The organism is Mesorhizobium sp. M1088 (assembly GCF_040318575.1).
Lineage (GTDB): Bacteria > Pseudomonadota > Alphaproteobacteria > Rhizobiales > Rhizobiaceae > Mesorhizobium.
On record NZ_JAMYMO010000003.1, the window covers coordinates 283,369 to 299,396 of the forward strand.

The 16,028-nt window shown below is 63.4% G+C and carries 8 protein-coding genes and 3 pseudogenes; 7 read left to right on the forward strand and 4 right to left on the reverse strand.

Translation table 11 applies throughout. The features are described 5' to 3' along the window. Positions 1-24: 24 nt before the first annotated feature. Together xth and NKH49_RS05995 are read right to left on the reverse strand one after the other, a co-directional pair. The gene (gene xth / locus NKH49_RS05990) at positions 25-801 is read right to left on the reverse strand and encodes an exodeoxyribonuclease III (protein WP_352925439.1); all 777 of its coding nucleotides are present in this window, start codon (positions 799-801) and stop codon (positions 25-27) included. A 19-nt stretch (positions 802-820) separates the two neighbouring features. Next, a complete protein-coding gene (locus tag NKH49_RS05995; protein ID WP_352925599.1) occupies positions 821-1,012 on the reverse strand; it encodes a DUF3606 domain-containing protein in 192 nt (63 codons plus the stop codon). A gap of 114 nt (positions 1,013-1,126) precedes the next feature. On the opposite strand from NKH49_RS05995, the gene ligD reads away from it, so the two are divergent. Continuing rightward, positions 1,127-3,064, forward strand: a complete 1,938-nt coding sequence (gene ligD / locus NKH49_RS06000) for a DNA ligase D (RefSeq protein WP_352925441.1) — start codon at positions 1,127-1,129, stop codon at positions 3,062-3,064. A 13-nt stretch (positions 3,065-3,077) separates the two neighbouring features. Here the strand turns inward: ligD and dinB are convergent, their stop codons facing one another. Further along, entirely contained in the window at positions 3,078-4,229 is a 1,152-nt protein-coding gene (gene dinB, locus NKH49_RS06005) for a DNA polymerase IV (protein WP_352925443.1), read from the reverse strand. Between the two features lie 152 nt (positions 4,230-4,381). On the opposite strand from dinB, the gene NKH49_RS06010 reads away from it, so the two are divergent. The 5 genes and pseudogenes from NKH49_RS06010 (at position 4,382) to NKH49_RS06030 (ending at position 14,399) form a co-directional block, all read left to right on the forward strand. After that, the gene (locus NKH49_RS06010; RefSeq protein WP_352925445.1) at positions 4,382-5,143 is read left to right on the forward strand and encodes an ImuA family protein; all 762 of its coding nucleotides are present in this window, start codon (positions 4,382-4,384) and stop codon (positions 5,141-5,143) included. Continuing rightward, positions 5,058-6,577, forward strand: a pseudogene (locus tag NKH49_RS06015) (Y-family DNA polymerase). Before NKH49_RS06010 ends, NKH49_RS06015 begins: the two are co-directional and overlap by 86 nt. Then, positions 6,574-9,840: an error-prone DNA polymerase gene (locus NKH49_RS06020; RefSeq protein ID WP_352925447.1), complete on the forward strand. Its 3,267-nt coding sequence runs from the start codon at positions 6,574-6,576 to the stop codon at positions 9,838-9,840. The pseudogene NKH49_RS06015 and the gene NKH49_RS06020 overlap by 4 nt, the downstream one beginning before the upstream one ends. Before the next feature lie 270 nt (positions 9,841-10,110). Further along, entirely contained in the window at positions 10,111-13,500 is a 3,390-nt protein-coding gene (locus NKH49_RS06025; protein ID WP_352925449.1) for a hypothetical protein, read from the forward strand. 59 nt (positions 13,501-13,559) lie between these two features. Further along, positions 13,560-14,399, forward strand: coding sequence for a hypothetical protein (locus NKH49_RS06030; RefSeq protein WP_352925451.1), 840 nt, complete (start codon positions 13,560-13,562; stop codon positions 14,397-14,399). A 170-nt stretch (positions 14,400-14,569) separates the two neighbouring features. Here NKH49_RS06030 and NKH49_RS06035 read toward each other — a convergent pair. After that, positions 14,570-15,151: pseudogene (locus NKH49_RS06035) on the reverse strand (SOS response-associated peptidase); the annotation flags it as partial. A gap of 255 nt (positions 15,152-15,406) precedes the next feature. On the opposite strand from NKH49_RS06035, the pseudogene NKH49_RS06040 reads away from it, so the two are divergent. Further along, positions 15,407-15,814: pseudogene (locus tag NKH49_RS06040) on the forward strand (DUF932 domain-containing protein); the annotation flags it as partial. Between the last annotated feature and the right edge of the window lie 214 nt (positions 15,815-16,028).

Sequence of the window (16,028 nt, forward strand, 5' to 3'; positions counted from 1 at the left end):
CTTTCACGCATCCCCCCTTGGCGGCTATTCAAGCTCGATCCACGCTGGCGCATGATCGCTTGGCTTCTCCCACCCTCGCAACTCGACGTCCACTCCTGCTCCGCGGAGCTTGTGTAGCAGCGACGGACTCACCAGCAGATGGTCCATTCGCAGGCCAGAACTCCTGTCGTAGCCACCTCCATAGGAGAAGTTCCAGTAGGTGTAGATGCCCTTCTCCGCATGGATGCGCCGAACCGCATCGATCCACCCATCCTCAAGCATCTCGGCATAGGCTTGCCGGCTCTCGGGGAAGTAAACCGCGTCCCCGAGCCATCGTCGAGGCGCTACCGCGTCGATTGGGGTCGGAACGACATTATAGTCTCCACACAGCACAGTCGGCTCTCCCGTTTCGAGCAGGTCTTGGCCGTAGCTGATCAGGCGGTCGAACCAGCGCAGCTTGTAATCGAACTTGGGACCAGGCGCCGGATTCCCGTTTGGCAGGTAGAGACAGCCGTCGACGAGCCCATCCACGTCGGCTTCAATGTAGCGACTGTGGGTGTCGTCAGGATCGCCAGGTAAGCCGCGCCGGCGTTCGACCGGGTCCGTGCCTCGACTTAGGATGGCCACTCCGTTGTAGGATTTCTGGCCGTGCCAGATGGCGCTGTACCCCGCCGCGCAGATCGCCTCGGCCGGAAACTTCTCGTCGGACGTTTTCAGTTCCTGAAGGCAGACGATGTCGTATTTGGTGGCCGTGAGCCACTCGAGGAGCACCGGCAGCCGACCATTGACGCCGTTTACGTTGAATGTGGCGATGCGAACCATGTGCCCCTGCGACCGAGGCTCACTTTTTGCCCAACTTGTCCTCGACTTTCTTGCGGCTGTTGCCGACAGACTTCACGGCCGACTTGACCTCGGCCTTCCCGGCCCCGGTCTTGCCCGCCTCATACTTCATCTCATGATCCTGCCCACCGGCGACCTTTGCGCGGTCCTGGTTGCGCCCACGAGTTGTTTGCGTAGTTCTTCCTCCAAGGATTGCGTTCCAGTTCCCAATAACGCGGCTGCACTCTTCCGGTTCAATCCGTTGCGCGCGAGTGTGGAACTGATTCCCGGGTAGAGAATTGAATCGGGCCATGTATTCGAGTTTCGCATGTCGGTCGTAGAGACCGCCCTCAGCAAAAAGCGCCCACGGCGCCGGGACTCGGAATCTACCCCTACATATCCCCTGCCCAGGTTTCGTCCCTTCCAACTCTGCACGCTCACCGACGACATTCCGGTGGGGGGCAACTGGCTCTTCGAGATGAAGTTCGATGGGTATCGGGCCCAGGTCGCCATATCCGGCTCCGAGGTCGTCGTGTACACCCGCAACGGCCACGACTGGACACGCCAGTTCAAGGTGATCCTGCCGCCGCTTCAGGCACTGACCAAGGGCTCGGCGCTGATCGATGGGGAGATCGTGGCCATCGACAGCCACGGCCGCACCAATTTCTCCATGCTGAAAACCGGAATTGCCGCCGGCATGCCGCTCAAATTCTACGCCTTCGACCTGCTAGAACTCAACGGCGAAGACCTTTCCAACCGATCCTTGCTCGACCGCAAGGAACGGCTTGCGACCCTCTTGGGCAAGCGGGATCCAGACGACAGCCTGCAGTTCTCCAGCCATATCGCCGACAATGGCAAAAAGGTCTTCGATACCATGTGCGCCGGCGGCCACGAGGGCATCATCGCCAAGCGCGCCGACGGTCGCTACGTCGGAGACCGCACCGCCAACTGGCTCAAGATTAAGTGCACGAAACGACAGGAATTTGTCATCGGCGGCTACCGTCCTAGCGACACTGGCCGCGGCATGGCCTCGCTGATCCTTGGTACCTATGAGAATGGCAAACTGATTTACCGCGGCCGCGTCGGCACCGGGTTCACCGAGGCGATGCGCAAATCCATTCTCGCGCAGTTGGAGAAGCGTTCTCTGGACAATCCCGCCTTGGTATCCGTGCCGCGCGACATCGCGCGCCGCGCCCGGTGGGTAAAGCCCGAACTCGTCGCCGAGGTCACCTATTCCGAGGTGACACCCGACGGCAGCCTACGGCACCCGAGCTTCCAAGGCATGCGCGAAGACAAACGCGCCGACCAGGTGGTGATGGAAACGCCCAAAACCGTCGCGACCGCCGCCACGGCCAATCTCGATCCTCATTTGGGCAAGGAGATAGCCCGCGCGGTCGGCGTGAACCTGACCCATCCCGACAAGCTGATGTATCCCGGCACTGCGGTGACAAAGGCGATGCTCGCCGCCTACTACGCGGCGGTTGGCGAGAGGATGCTGCCACACATCCAGGATCGGCCCCTTTCGCTGGTGCGCGACACCGACGGCGACCTGCAACAGACCTTCTTTCAGAAGCACAAACTGCCGGGCATGCCCAAGGCCATCCATGACGGCCAGTTGGCGAAGATGTCCGGCAAGGAAAGTCGCATCCTCTGGGTCGATGACCTGGCGGGGCTGATCGGCGGCGTCCAAATGAACGTGCTCGAATTCCACGTCTGGGGAAGCCTGCGCCAGCAGCCGAGCCTGCCGCACCGGATAATCTTCGACATCGACCCCGACGAGGGCCTGGGCTTTGGTGACGTCAGGCAGGCCGCCCTCGACATCCGCGGCGTTCTGGAGGCACTCGGCCTCCAATCATGGCCTCTGCTATCCGGAGGCAAGGGCGTTCACGTCGTCGTCCCGCTCGTCCCCAAAGCCAACTGGGAAGAGGTCAAAGGCTTCTGTCAGAACTTCGCTGAGTTGCTCGCCCGCACTGATCCGTCGCGCTTCGTCGCCAATATGAGCAAGGCGAAGCGCAAGGGTCGGATGTTCCTAGACTATCTCCGCAACGGCCAGGGCGCCACCGCGATATGCCCCTGGTCGACCCGGGCGCGTTCTGGTGCGTCGTGCGCCGTACCGGTTACTTGGGATGAGTTGCCGACCGTCAAAAGTGCCAGCGCCTTTGACGTTTTCGCGGCTGCTGCGCGGGCTCAGCAGCCCGACGCCTGGGAAGGCTATTTCGACGTCGAGCAAATCCTCACAGCCCGCATCCGAAAAGCAGTCCGATAGCGACCTGGCAGTCCTAGATGGTTAGTGACAGCTGCCGATCTGCCTCGGATCGCGTTCCACTCAAATTCGAGAGTGTCACCCCGAGCAGCCGTATCCCCTTGCTGACAGGAAATACCTGATCGAGGAGCGTGCCGCTGACCGTCGCCAAATCTTCCTCGGCCTCGATGGCGCCGGCGATCGTGCGGCTGCGCGTGATCTGCTGAAAGTCGGCAAACTTCACCTTCAATGTCACCGTGCGACCCTGGATCGATCTTTCCTCGCAATAGCGCCACACCTTACCGACCAATGGCGCCAGCTCCTTGCGAGCACTTTCGAGGTCAAACAAATCGCTCGAAAAGGTGTCTTCGGCCCCCACGGACTTGCGCTCGCGGTCGGCCCGCACGGGGCGTTCGTCGATACCGCGAGCGATCCAGTAATAGTAGGGACCCGCCTTCCCGAACTTCTCCTCGAGAAACGCCAGGCTCTGTGCCCGCAGGTCGGCGCCGGTCTCGATGCCGAGCCGGGCCATTTTATCGGCGGTCGCCGGACCAACACCATGAAATTTCCGCACCGGCAAGGCCTCGACAAAGGCCGGACCAAGCTTCGGGGTGATAACAAACAGCCCATCTGGCTTGTTCTGGCCGGAGGCGAGCTTGGCCAGGAATTTGTTGTAGCTGACGCCGGCCGAAGCCGTCAGACCGGTCTCAGACTTGATCTTCGCTCGGATCATTTCCGCGATCGTGGTGGCGACCGGGATGCCCTGCAGATTGTCGGTGACGTCGAGATAGGCCTCGTCGAGCGAGAGCGGTTCGATGAGTGGCGTGTGCTCGGCGAATATCGCGTGGATCTGTTGGGAGACGGCCCGGTAGGCGTCAAAGCGCGGCGGCACGAAGATCAACTCGGGGCATTTGCGTTTTGCGGTGATCGAGGGCATGGCTGACCGCACCCCGAACTTTCTGGCCTCGTAGCTCGCAGCGGCCACCACGCCGCGCGCCGCCGCGCCGCCGACTGCCACCGGCTTGCCGCGCAGGTCCAGGTTGTCGCGCTGTTCGACCGAGGCGAAGAAGGCATCCATGTCGACATGGATGATCTTGCGAAGGACGGCCGTCCCTTCCCGCGGCGCGTTAGCTTCTTGGCCCCTGCCGCTTCGCTCGCCCACTTCGCCGTCCTGTATCACCTGCGGCATCTCAAGATAAAACGCGCCTCGATCAAGGGCAGTCTGGGATCACTCGCGGAGCGGCGCAATGAGTCCGATTGACTCTCGGGCACCAAGAGAACAAATAAGGAACATATCAGCCCCGAAATGCATTGGGAAGACAGTTTGAGAGCGTTTTGTTCATGGGTCAGCCGGCCGCCAACCCTGCTATCGCCGCGCTTCGCGACCGAATCGCGCGCCTCGAAGGCGGGCCGGCGCGCAACCGTGCGACACTGCCTTTCGGCGTTCCCACTATCGATAAGGTCTTGCCAGGAGGCGGGCTGGCGCTCGGGGCGCTGCATGAGGTTGCCGGCGGCCGCAACGGGACGATCGATGGCGCCGCTGCGGCGCTCTTTGCTGCGGGGATTGCTGCGCGCACAAAAGGGAAGGTGCTCTGGTGCGTCACCCGGCAGGATCTCTTCGCCCCAGCCCTCGCCCAAGCTGGACTGCTGCCCGGCCGTGTCGTCTATGTCGAGGCGGGCGACGAAGCTTCGGTGCTTGCCTGCTTCGAAGAAGGGCTTCGCCATGGCGGTCTAGGCGCCGTCGTTGCCGAACTGGCACGTCTCTCCATGACCGCCTCCCGCCGACTGCAACTCGCCGCCGAAGCCTCCGGCGCCATCGGCATCGCCATCCGCCGTTGGCGACGACAAACCGAGGCGACCGATTTTGGACAACCAACCGCCGCGGTCACCCGCTGGCGGGTCACCGCGCTCCCCTCCCGTCCGTTGCCGGTCCCCGGTATCGGCCGCGCTCGCTGGCAAATCGAGCTGATCCGGGTACGGGCGGGAGAAAGCGCCGATTTTGAAGTGGAAGCCTGCGATGACAAGGGTCGTCTCGCTCTATTTTCCGACCTGGCCGACCGATCGCTTAAGGCGCGCAATGGGCCAGTCCGCGCCATCGGCTGAAACGCCGATCGTCATGCTCGGCCGGCAGGGAACCGGCGGCTCGTGCTGGCCGCCGATGCAGCGGCACGCGCGGCCGGCCTGCGCGTGGGCATAGCAGCGAGCAAGGCCCAGGTACTGGTTCCCAACCTGCAGAGCTTCGACCTGGATGCAGCCGGCGATGCCGAGGCACTTGATAGAATGGCGCTCTGGTCGCTGCGCTACGCGCCGATCGTCGCATCCGATCCGCCAGATGGCCTCATCATCGATACCACAGGCGCCGACCATCTGCATGGCGGTGAGGACGCCATGCTCGATGGACTGGTCTCGCGCATGGCGGCCTCCGGTATCGAGGCACGTGGCGCCGTCGCCGACACCTGGGGAGCCGCTCATGCCTGCGCGCGGTTCCTCGCCCGGCCGACCTTCGTTGCGCCGGTGGGGCGAGCCCCGGCGATTATGCGCGGTCTTCCGATCGGCGCCCTGCGACTTCCCCACGATATCGTAGAAGGCCTGCTCACGCTCGGCTTCAAGCGGGTGGGCGAAGTCGAGGCGGCGCCGCGCGCCTCTCTCACCCTGCGCTTCGGGCCCGAACTCGGCCGTCGCCTCGATCAGGCGATGGGCCGGCGCTGCGAACCCTTCGAGCCCGTCCGCTCTCCCGAACTCATCGAGGTTCGCCGGGCCTTCGGCGAGCCGATCGGCGCCGCCGAGACCATCGCCCGCTATGCCGGCAAGCTCGTCGCAACTCTCTGCGAGGCGCTTGAGGTCAAGGGGCTCGGCGCCCGCCGGCTGGACCTGCTGTTTCATCGCGTCGACAACCGCATCGAGGCCATTCGCGTCGGGACGGCCGTACCGGTGCGAGACGTCAAGCGTCTGACCCGTCTCCTGACCGATCGGATCGAAACTGTCGATCCCGGTTTCGGCATCGAACTGATGGCGCTGACCGCAACCCTCGCCGAGCCCTTCGGAGCCAAGCAGATCATCTCCTCACTGGTCGAGGAGCCGGAGCCCGACATCACCGATCTCATCGAAGTGCTGGCCAACCGTATTGGCGAGCAACGGCTCTACCGCTTTTCCCCGGTCGAGAGTGACGTTCCCGAACGCTCGGTCCGCCGTATCGCGCCGAATGCTCCGGACGACGGATCGATTTGGCCCGGTGACTGGCCTCGCCCACCGCGTCTGCTGACCCACCCAGAACCCATTGAGACGATGGCGCTGCTGCCCGACCATCCGCCGGTCTGGTTCAGTTGGCGCGGCATCCGGCATCGCGTCGCGCGGGCCGACGGTCCCGAGCGGGTCTTTGGCGAATGGTGGCAGCGCGATGCCGAACTGGTCGCGGTGCGCGACTATTTTCAGGTGGAGGACGAGTCCGGCGAGCGCTTCTGGATCTACCGCGCCGGCGACGGCGAGGATCCCGAGACCGGCTCGCACAAATGGTTCCTGCATGGGGTCTTCGCATGAGCGGACCGCGCTATGCCGAATTGCAGGTGACCAGCCATTTCTCGTTCCTGCGCGGCGCCAGTTCCTGCGACGACCTGTTTGCGCAGGCGGCCGCGCTCGGCATCGAGGCTCTGGCGGTTGTCGACCGCAATTCTCTGGCCGGAATCGTGCGGGCCCATCAGGCCGCCAAGGACACTGGCGTCAGGCTCATCGTCGGCTGTCGCCTCGATCTCGTCGACGGCATGTCCCTCCTCGTCTATCCCACCGATCGGGCCGCCTATTCGCGGCTGTGCAGGCTGCTGACCCTGGGCAAGAAACGCGGCGGCAAGGCGCAATGCCATCTCGAATGGAGCGACCTGGCCGACTATGCCGAGGGCATGATCGCCGTTTTTGTCCCTGACCGAGCCGATGACACCTGCGCGCTGCAATTGCGCCGACTGCGCGAGACCTTCAGCGATCGCGCCTACCTGGCCTTGACCTTGCGGCGCCGGCCCAACGACCAGGTCCGCCTGCACAAACTGTCCAACCTTGCCACTCAAATGCGCGTGCCGACGGTGGTGACGAACGACGTCCTGTTTCACGAACCCGCCCGGCGCATCCTCCAGGACGTCGTGACCGCTATTCGCCACAACATCACGATCGACGAGCTGGGATTCCGGCGCGAGCGCCATGCCGACCGCTATCTCAAGCCGCCGGAGGAGATGGCGCGGCTGTTTTCGCGATATCCGGAGGCGCTCGCGCATACGCTGGAGATTGCCCGGCAATGCCGTTTCTCGCTCGACGAACTCGCCTACCAATATCCCGAAGAGAAGATGCTGCCGGGGCTGACGGCGCAGCAGGCGCTCGAACAACTCACCTGGGAAGGCGCGGAGCGGCGTTATCCGGAGGGCGTGCCTGACAAGGTCGTTGCGCTCATCAAGCACGAACTGCGCTTGATCGAGATCCTGCAATACGCCCCCTACTTCCTGACGGTGAACGCGATCGTTCAGTTCGCGCGCAGCAAGGACATCTTGTGCCAGGGCCGAGGCTCGGCCGCCAACTCCGCCGTCTGCTATGTCCTGGGCATCACCAGCATCGATCCCGAGCGCAATAATCTCCTCTTCGAGCGCTTTGTCTCGCAGGAGCGCAACGAGCCCCCGGATATCGATGTCGACTTCGAGCACGAGCGGCGCGAGATCGTCATGCAGTGGGTTTACGAAACCTATGGCCGCGACCACAGCGCGCTGTGCTCGACGGTGGTGCGCTATCACACCAAGGGCGCTGTCCGCGATATCGGCAAGGCTCTCGGCCTGCCCGAGGACCTCACCAAGCTGCTGTCCTCGCAGGTCTGGGGGCACGACGAGGGCATCGACGAGAAGAGCGCCCAAGATCTCAATCTCAACCTCGCCGATCGCCGGCTGCGGCTGACGCTCGAACTCGCGCAGCAGCTTGAGGGTACGCCACGCCACCTGTCGCAGCATCCGGGCGGCTTCGTTCTCACCAATGACCGGCTCGACGATCTGGTGCCGATCGAACCCGCTCGCATGGTCGACCGCCAGGTCATCGAGTGGGACAAGGACGACATCGACATCCTCAAATTCATGAAGGTCGACGTCCTGGCGCTCGGCATGCTCACCTGCATGAAGCGCAGCTTCGATCTGCTGGCCGACCACAAGGGCATGACCCTCGACCTGGCGACTATCCCGGCCGAAGACCCTGCGACCTACGCCATGATCCGCAAGGCCGACACGATCGGTGTCTTCCAGATCGAGAGCCGCGCCCAGATGTCGATGCTGCCGCGAATCAAGCCGCGCACCTTCTACGATCTCGTCGTCGAGGTCGCCATCGTCCGCCCCGGTCCGATCCAAGGGGATATGGTCCACCCCTATCTACGGCGCCGCGAAGGCAAGGAGCCGGTCGAGTTTCCAACCCCCGAACTCGAGCGCGTGCTGGGTAAGACCCTGGGTGTTCCCCTGTTCCAGGAGCAGGCCATGCAGGTCGCCATGGTCTGCGCTGGCTTCAGCGCCGGCGAGGCAGACCAGCTGCGCCGGGCCATGGCGACCTTCAAGCACACCGGTGGGGTCAGCAAGTTCGGCGACAAGCTGATCGGCGGCATGATCGCCAATGGCTACACGCCCGAATTCGCCGCGACCACCTTCAAGCAGCTCGAAGGCTTTGGCAGCTACGGCTTTCCCGAGAGCCATGCCGCCAGCTTTGCGCTCATCGCCTATGCCTCAAGCTGGATGAAATGCCACCATCCTGATGTCTTCTGCTGTGCGCTGCTCAATTCGCAGCCGATGGGCTTCTACCTGCCGGCGCAGATCGTGCGCGATGCGCAGGCCCATGGCGTCGAGATCCGACCCGTCTGCATCAATACGAGCCGCTGGGACTGCACGTTGGAGCCGATCGGCGAGTACGGGGCCTTTGCCGTCCGGCTCGGCCTGCGCCTGGTCAAAGGGCTAGCGAATGCCAACGCGGCCGCGATCGTTGCGGCCCGTGCCGACGAGCCCTTTGCATCCATCGACGATCTCTGGCATCGCGCCGGGGTGCCGTCAGCATCTCTGGTCCAACTCGCCGAGGCCGATGCCTTCCGTTCCAGCCTCAGTCTCGCGCGACGCGAGGCGCTATGGGCGCTCAAGGGCCTGCGCGACGAACCCCTGCCCCTCTTTGCCGCGGCATCGGCTCGCGAACAGCAGACCGTGTCGGAAATCCAAGAGCCGGCTATGATACTGCGGCCGATGACGGCCGGCCGGGAAGTGGTCGAGGACTACGGTCACGTCGGACTGACCCTCCGAAACCACCCGCTGTCCTTCCTGCGCGATGATCTTGCCCGCCGTCGCATCGTCACCTGCTGCGACGCAATGCAGGCGCGTGATGGCCGCTGGCTGGAGGCGGCGGGCCTTGTCCTGGTCCGCCAACGGCCGGGCTCAGCCAAGGGCGTGATGTTCCTGACCATGGAAGACGAGACTGGCGCCGCTAATGTCGTCGTCTGGGTCAAGGTCTTCGAGAGGTTCCGCCGCGTGCTGCTTTCCTCCTCGATGCTCAGCGTCCGGGGCAAGATTCAGCGTGAGGGCGAGGTGGTCCACCTCGTCGCGCACCAAATCACCGACCTTTCGGGGGAACTCGCCAGCGTCGGCAACCGCGAGACGCCGTTTCCGCTCCCGCATGGTCGCGGCGATGAGGCCCATCATGGCGGTCCTAGTCTCGACCCGCGCAGCCTGCCGAAGGGGTTCAGACCGCGCGATATGGTGGACCCGACGTTGGAGATAGAGTCGATCAAGGTGAAGAGCCGGGATTTTCGATAGCGCTCGCATCGTCCGTGCCCAGCCGCAACCGCAAAAGCGGCGGCAGGCGGCCTTACGCGATAAGCCGACGTTCGATCACCCCCGCCTTGTACTCCGACCCGCATCCGGTAAGGTCAGTTAAAGTACCGGAAAACCGTTTCGCAGCCATGATCACCGCGACGGCGAGTTGACCGGCCTACCGATCGTCGACCTAGTTGAGATGGCGCCTGCCAAATCGGTGACCTTAGCTTGCGGGCCAGGAAGAATTCGAGCGGGGCGGGGCAGGCGGGAATGGTCGAAGAACTCGCTTTACCCGACATGTCCGAGGAGCAGCGCCATACTGCCTCTCTTCTGCAGCGCCTGCTGGGAAAGCGGACCGCGGATCGGTACGTCGACTTTTGCCGGCTCGCGGCCGGCACCCTGCCCCTTCGCGTATCGGTGCCGCTGGCGGGCCACGCCATGCGCGAGATCGATGCGATCCTTCGGCAACTTCTTGCAACTCCTGCCGACCTGACGGTAACGGTTTCGCCCGAGGCGCAAAATCGTCTCGACCAGGCCAGCGCCGCGCTGCGGTCACTTGGATACATCCAACAGGCGGCAGATCGAGCGGTCACAACCCTGGCGCCCAAGCACAGCCATCGCGAACAGATCGAACGGATCTGCGCCACCTTGGGCCTCGCTCCCGACGGCGATGTTGCTCGGTCCTGGAAGTCCGTGATGGCCGCGCACGCAAAGGCACATTACGGGCGAGAACTGCATCAGTCGCTGGAAGTGGACGCTCAGTTCCGTTCGGAATGGCAGGCGCCTTTCGACACGGCAGTTCGGGGCCTTATGGTCGCGCTGCAGGGCAAGTACTCGGCCTATATCCGACGCCTCGACGAGCTTCTCGCAATGCCGGACCGAAAGGTGGCAGTGCAGGCCCTGTCGCGTGAGATTCCCGGCGCGCTCCCGCTGCTGTCCTACTTCTTCGAGCGTCTCCACTCCGCGGACTGGCTCGATCCCCTTGCCGAGCACCGGCTGCTCGCCGCGTCGTGGGTCGGCCTCGATGACATAGATGACGGGCTGCGCCTGCAGCATTGGCCCGCAGGGCGATACCTCGTGAGGATGGCGGCTTCGAGCGATCCCGCAGTTCGAGCGAGGGTGGTCGCCGCGCTGCGTGCAGTCGGTGGATCCGAAGACCAGGATGTGCATTGGCATGGCGCGGAGGCGATTGTAGCCCTGCCAGCCGGCGAGGCCGAGGGCCTCATCGACATCCTAAAGGGCTGGCTCGGCCAAGACACGCGACTGCCCCATTCGTCAGCCGTCCATACGATCCTCGAAAATCTTGTCAAAGCGGATCGCCACGAGGCCGCTCTCGGCCTCTTCGGCTCACTCTACCGGATCATTCCCGATGACGGCAGGGCCACGACCCTGTTCGGCCAGCACATGTTCGAGCACTTCCTGCCACAGGATGTTCGCGCATGCGCTGCCGGGATGGGCAGCGACCTTGTCGGAGTGCTGTGCCAGATGCTGGATGCCGCGCTGCGCATCGAACGACGGGTGAGCGACGATCCCCCAGGCGACTATTCCCACCACATGTCTAGGACCATCTCCGATCATGGCCCCAAGCACGGCATCATCGATGCATTGGTCGGCGAGATCGTCCGATCGGCGCGGCTCATCTCCTCGGCACACCCTGACCGACTAGAGGCAATCGTCGCCGAAATCTCGAAATATCCTTCGCGGTTGCTCACCCGTTTGCGGCTCCACCTCCTTTCCCTCGATCCCGCAGCTGCCCCCTCACTCGCCACCTCGAGTCTCGATGACGCCGACCTGATCGGCGAGACGTGGTGCAGTATGGAGTACGGGGAGCTGGCGTCCGCCTGGTTCGACCGCTTGCACGACGAGACCCAGGCCAGAATCTTGGGGGCGGTCGACAAAGTCCCGTCAAAGCACGAGCCGAGCTGGCAGGAGCGGTTCAAGAAAAGCACCGGGCGAGAGCCCAATGACGAGGAACGAAACCACTTCAGGGCATCAGTGCTGCGGGAGGTGCAATGGCATTGGCGCCAGGTGCTTCCCAAGGACCGTCAGCAAGACGTCGAGCGTCACGGTGACCCCGATGCGTGGCTGAACGAGTTGCATGAGCCCGATATGAGTCCAGCGGTCGCGGCCGACCTCGCGAACCGTTCGATCGAGGACATCGTCTCGTTCCTCACCGACTGGCGACCCTCCCCCCAGGCGCAGAAGGTCACGGTGACCGCTCTCAGCCAGCAATTGCGGCAGGCTGCCGAGCAGAATGCCTTGACCTTCTCCGAAGGGGCCGCCAAATTCTCGGGCGTCCCCGCAATCTATATCCGCAGGATCATCGAGGCCCTGACGACCGTCGTCCGGAACAAAAACGCGGTCAGCTGGGGAGGCATCATCGCGCTTACCGGAACGCTTGTGTCTCGCGTGGGGCTGACCGGAAACGAAGGCGAGGGCCATGACGCCGACTGGTCGTGGACCCGCAAGGCCGCAATCGAACTGATCTCCGTCGGGCTCCAACTGGGCAAGGAAGGCATCAGCTTTGGCCTCGAATCCGAGGTCCGGGCCCAAGTCCTGTCCTTCTACGAGAGCTCGTCGCCGGCGGACTCTGAGAGCTTTGAGGAGACCTACCGCCGGCAAGTCTATTTCGCCGCCACGTCCACGTCGCGCGGCGCCGCCCTGGAGCTTTGCATTCAGCTCATCTTCTGGCTGAGCAAAAACCCGGAAACGGCGGTCGGCAAGGATCCGGGCAACGCTCTCACCGCTCTGCCGGAGATCAAGAGCATTCTAGACGCCGAGGTCGCCCGGAGCGGTGCCGACGGGCGAATACCGCGGGCGGTCATCGGCCGCTACCTCGGTTGGCTCAGCTACTTCGCGGCCAACTTCCTCGCGGCCAATGCAACGAATTTCTTCGAGACACCCGATGCGCAGCTGCGCGACGCGGTATGGTTGTCGCACATCCAGATGGGAACGGGTCCCCTTTCCTGGCTAGCCACTCAAATGAGCGATTGCTATCGGAACGAGATTCAACGCCTGGCCGAAAACGTGCCGGGTGCCGATCGAGAACATCTCACCGAGAGGTTCACGCACTACCTAGTGATCCTCTACATCGTCGATGCCCTCCCTGAAGACGTCTATGCCCAGTTCTGGAATGACGCCCCGATCGAGGCGCGGCAGAAGGCGATGTGGTTTCTGGGCACCCAGTTGGCATTGCCCGAAGGGGAGAGGCGCCTTCGAGCGCAGAGCTATTGGGATCGAAGGCTGCTGGCTGCTTCAGAGCCCCCGGCCCAAAGCACGGTCTTTCAGAATGAGATCGGCGCGATCGGCCAATTCTACTACCAACGGGGCCTGGACCCCGACTGGCTCATGCAGCAGACCATCGCGGCGTCGAATGCCGGATATGGGCCAGGCCAGACCTTTCATCTCGTGGATCGGATCGCGGAATTCAGCTCCCCGCTCCCACACCGGGCCGTGGAAACCATCTCGACGCTGATCAAGAACCGTCACCTCGATATGATGGAGCTCGGCGTGAGGTCGCAAAACCTGCGAGCAATCTTTGTCGCCGGCCTGTCGACCGGCGACACGCGGGCAGTCTCCAATGTGGTCGACGCCATCAATTTCCTGACGGTGGCCGGAGATACGAGCTGTCTCGACTTGTTGCCGAAGGCGGCGGAATAGCGGCCGGTCAGCGGTGGAGCGGCGACCGCTCACCACGGCGATCTGCACCTGGAGGGATGATGACGACCGACCCGGAGCGCCTCAAGACTGGCCTCGAAAACCTGCTCGATGATCGTGACTACCTCTACCGTCTCGTGTCGACGATCGACTGGGATGCCCAACTCGAGGCGATCAGGGCTGTCCTGAGAGAGCACCGACGATCTGCCGACCATGTCAGCACCAACATCAAGGAACTGGAGGAAGAAGCCCGAACCTACCAGGGCCCGTACCACGATCATGTTGTCGATGAGCATGTCGATGCGATGTGGCGGTCGACATATAGCGACGCAGCAATCAGCCTATCTGCCGTCGGCATGATCGTCCCGACGCTCGAGACTATTTTCGCGCAGGCCTTCCGCGCCTTGGGCGATAAATACGTCGCCAAGGGCATCGCGCCGCCCGATCACAAGCGCTGGCGCCGGGCCAAGGACAATCCAGAAAGATGGAACGTCCAATGGTACTTCGGCAAATCTGATGCCGGCGTCGACATCGTTTCCGGCCTGCCACAGCTTTGTGACGCCACCGGAGTCTCTGCTCACCTTCGCCCTGATGGCCTCGACTGGATCGTCGCTCTGCTCAGCTACCGGAACCGGATGTTCCATGGCGGTTTCGAATGGTCGATCCCGCAGCGCCAGACGTTCGTGGCCCTGATCGCGGAGCGTGGCTGGGACCAGTATTTCGTCTGGTCGACGACCGACCATGAACCCTGGATTTGTTTCCTGCGGGACCAGGTGATCGATGCGCTCCCCGACAGGGTGTTCGCGATCCTCGGCAGCCTGGGCCGCTTCACGAAGGCCCTGCCCTACGAGCTGATGTCGGATCCCGGGGATGAGCCGCCGCCCGACATACCGCAGGACTAGGGTCCACAGCGTTGCATCGAGCTAGTTGGAGGCATTAGCCACGTCCACGTGGGCCAAAAAGCTGCCCTCGCGTGATCGGAGCGCCAATGGCCGGAATGGGCACGAAAGCTGCCGGGCGGAATGAGCCCCATTCCGGCCTTTTGGCCTGCCCACGCCGTCCTAGTCCGATCTTGTCGAACGGTTTCAACCGCGAGTGAGCCCTCCGGTAGGGGGCGCAGCAGTTCGCCTTCTGTCTTCGTCAGGTAGATCCAGTGCGCCCAGTCGGTGGGACGCAGAACTACCACCTGGCGGTCATGATAAGTAACAATGTCCGGACCAGGTTCGGTGGTCAGCATGGCGAAGCCCGGGATAGAGCCACCTGTGCCTTCGCGCCATATGCCGGCGATCGCCATGAATGGTGCATCGTTCAGCGTGAACCGATGTTTTGCTTTCGGGTACTTCTTGCCCGTGAATTCGAAGAAGGCCGATGCGGGAATGAGACATCGGTTGCTCTTGTCGAAATGCCTTCCGTCAGAGCGGTAGTTGAAGACTGGGCCACCCTTCGGGTTGGAAGGTGGGAAGCTGAAATTCATGGGCACCAGCTCAATGCCGTTGCCGGCAGCGCGCATCACGGGGGCCATGTCGTTGATCCGGATGTCATCGCTTTCCGGCAGATCGAGTTCGGTCTGTTGCGTCGGGATGCCAAGCTCGAGCGCCTGCATCATCTGGACGTATTCGACCCATTTCACATGCTGTTCGTAGGCATTGCACATGCCGCGCACTCTATCGCGAAACGCAAATGAGTCGAGATGGGCGTCCCTTGGGGCCGGGCTCTCGACTGGCGCTGAAGCTCCGCTCTGCGGGCTTCACCCTTCGGGCTTCCATCCCTAACGCGGTCCGGCGCCGACAGCGCGTAGCCCCCGCTCGGTACAGGAGTTGCGCGCCGGGAGAGTGAGAGGGCGGTTTTGGAGGGCCATGACGGTATTGGCTGGGAGAGAGGCTTCCGGCGCCCGTTATGGAGAACTCCCATGATCAATTCAGTGATTGTCGATAGCAGTCCGGCCGGTGAACGCGGCGGCTATAAGGTGGACGCGAGCCGCGGCGAGCGCATCGGCCGCGTGTCCTCGGAGTGGTTCAACCGTCTGGCTGACGAGCGCTACCTGTCTCTGCCCGAGCTGATGGCTTCGGTGCGGGGGCGGTCCGAGCGCAGCCGGACCCGTACCGTCGAGACCGCCGCCATCCGAGTGGAAGCCACCCGCGACGATGCCGAGCGGCTTGCTCTGGTGCTACCCGGTGCGGATAGGCCGGTTGCCCCGACGCATTGGAGCTTTGGTCAACTCGCCGGAATCGTGGGTGCCCCGGCGACCTACCTGCGCCAACTTCCGGCGCCGCTCGCCGGCATCAACCTGCAATACGGCCTGACCGCGCATCGCGCTTTATCCTGACTCTGTAATCCTGTCTCAGAATCAGGCAATGGAAGCACCTTGCCGACGGTTCCGGTGAAGCTCGTCAGACGTCCGGGTCAAGCGTTCCCGCAGCGAAGCGAGGACAACGCTTTACGCGGCGGCGGCACCACAAGCTTGTTCATGGGGTGCAGGCTTAGTCCTGCACCCCTGCCACGCGGCGAGCGGGAGAGCGCGAGGGGAACCC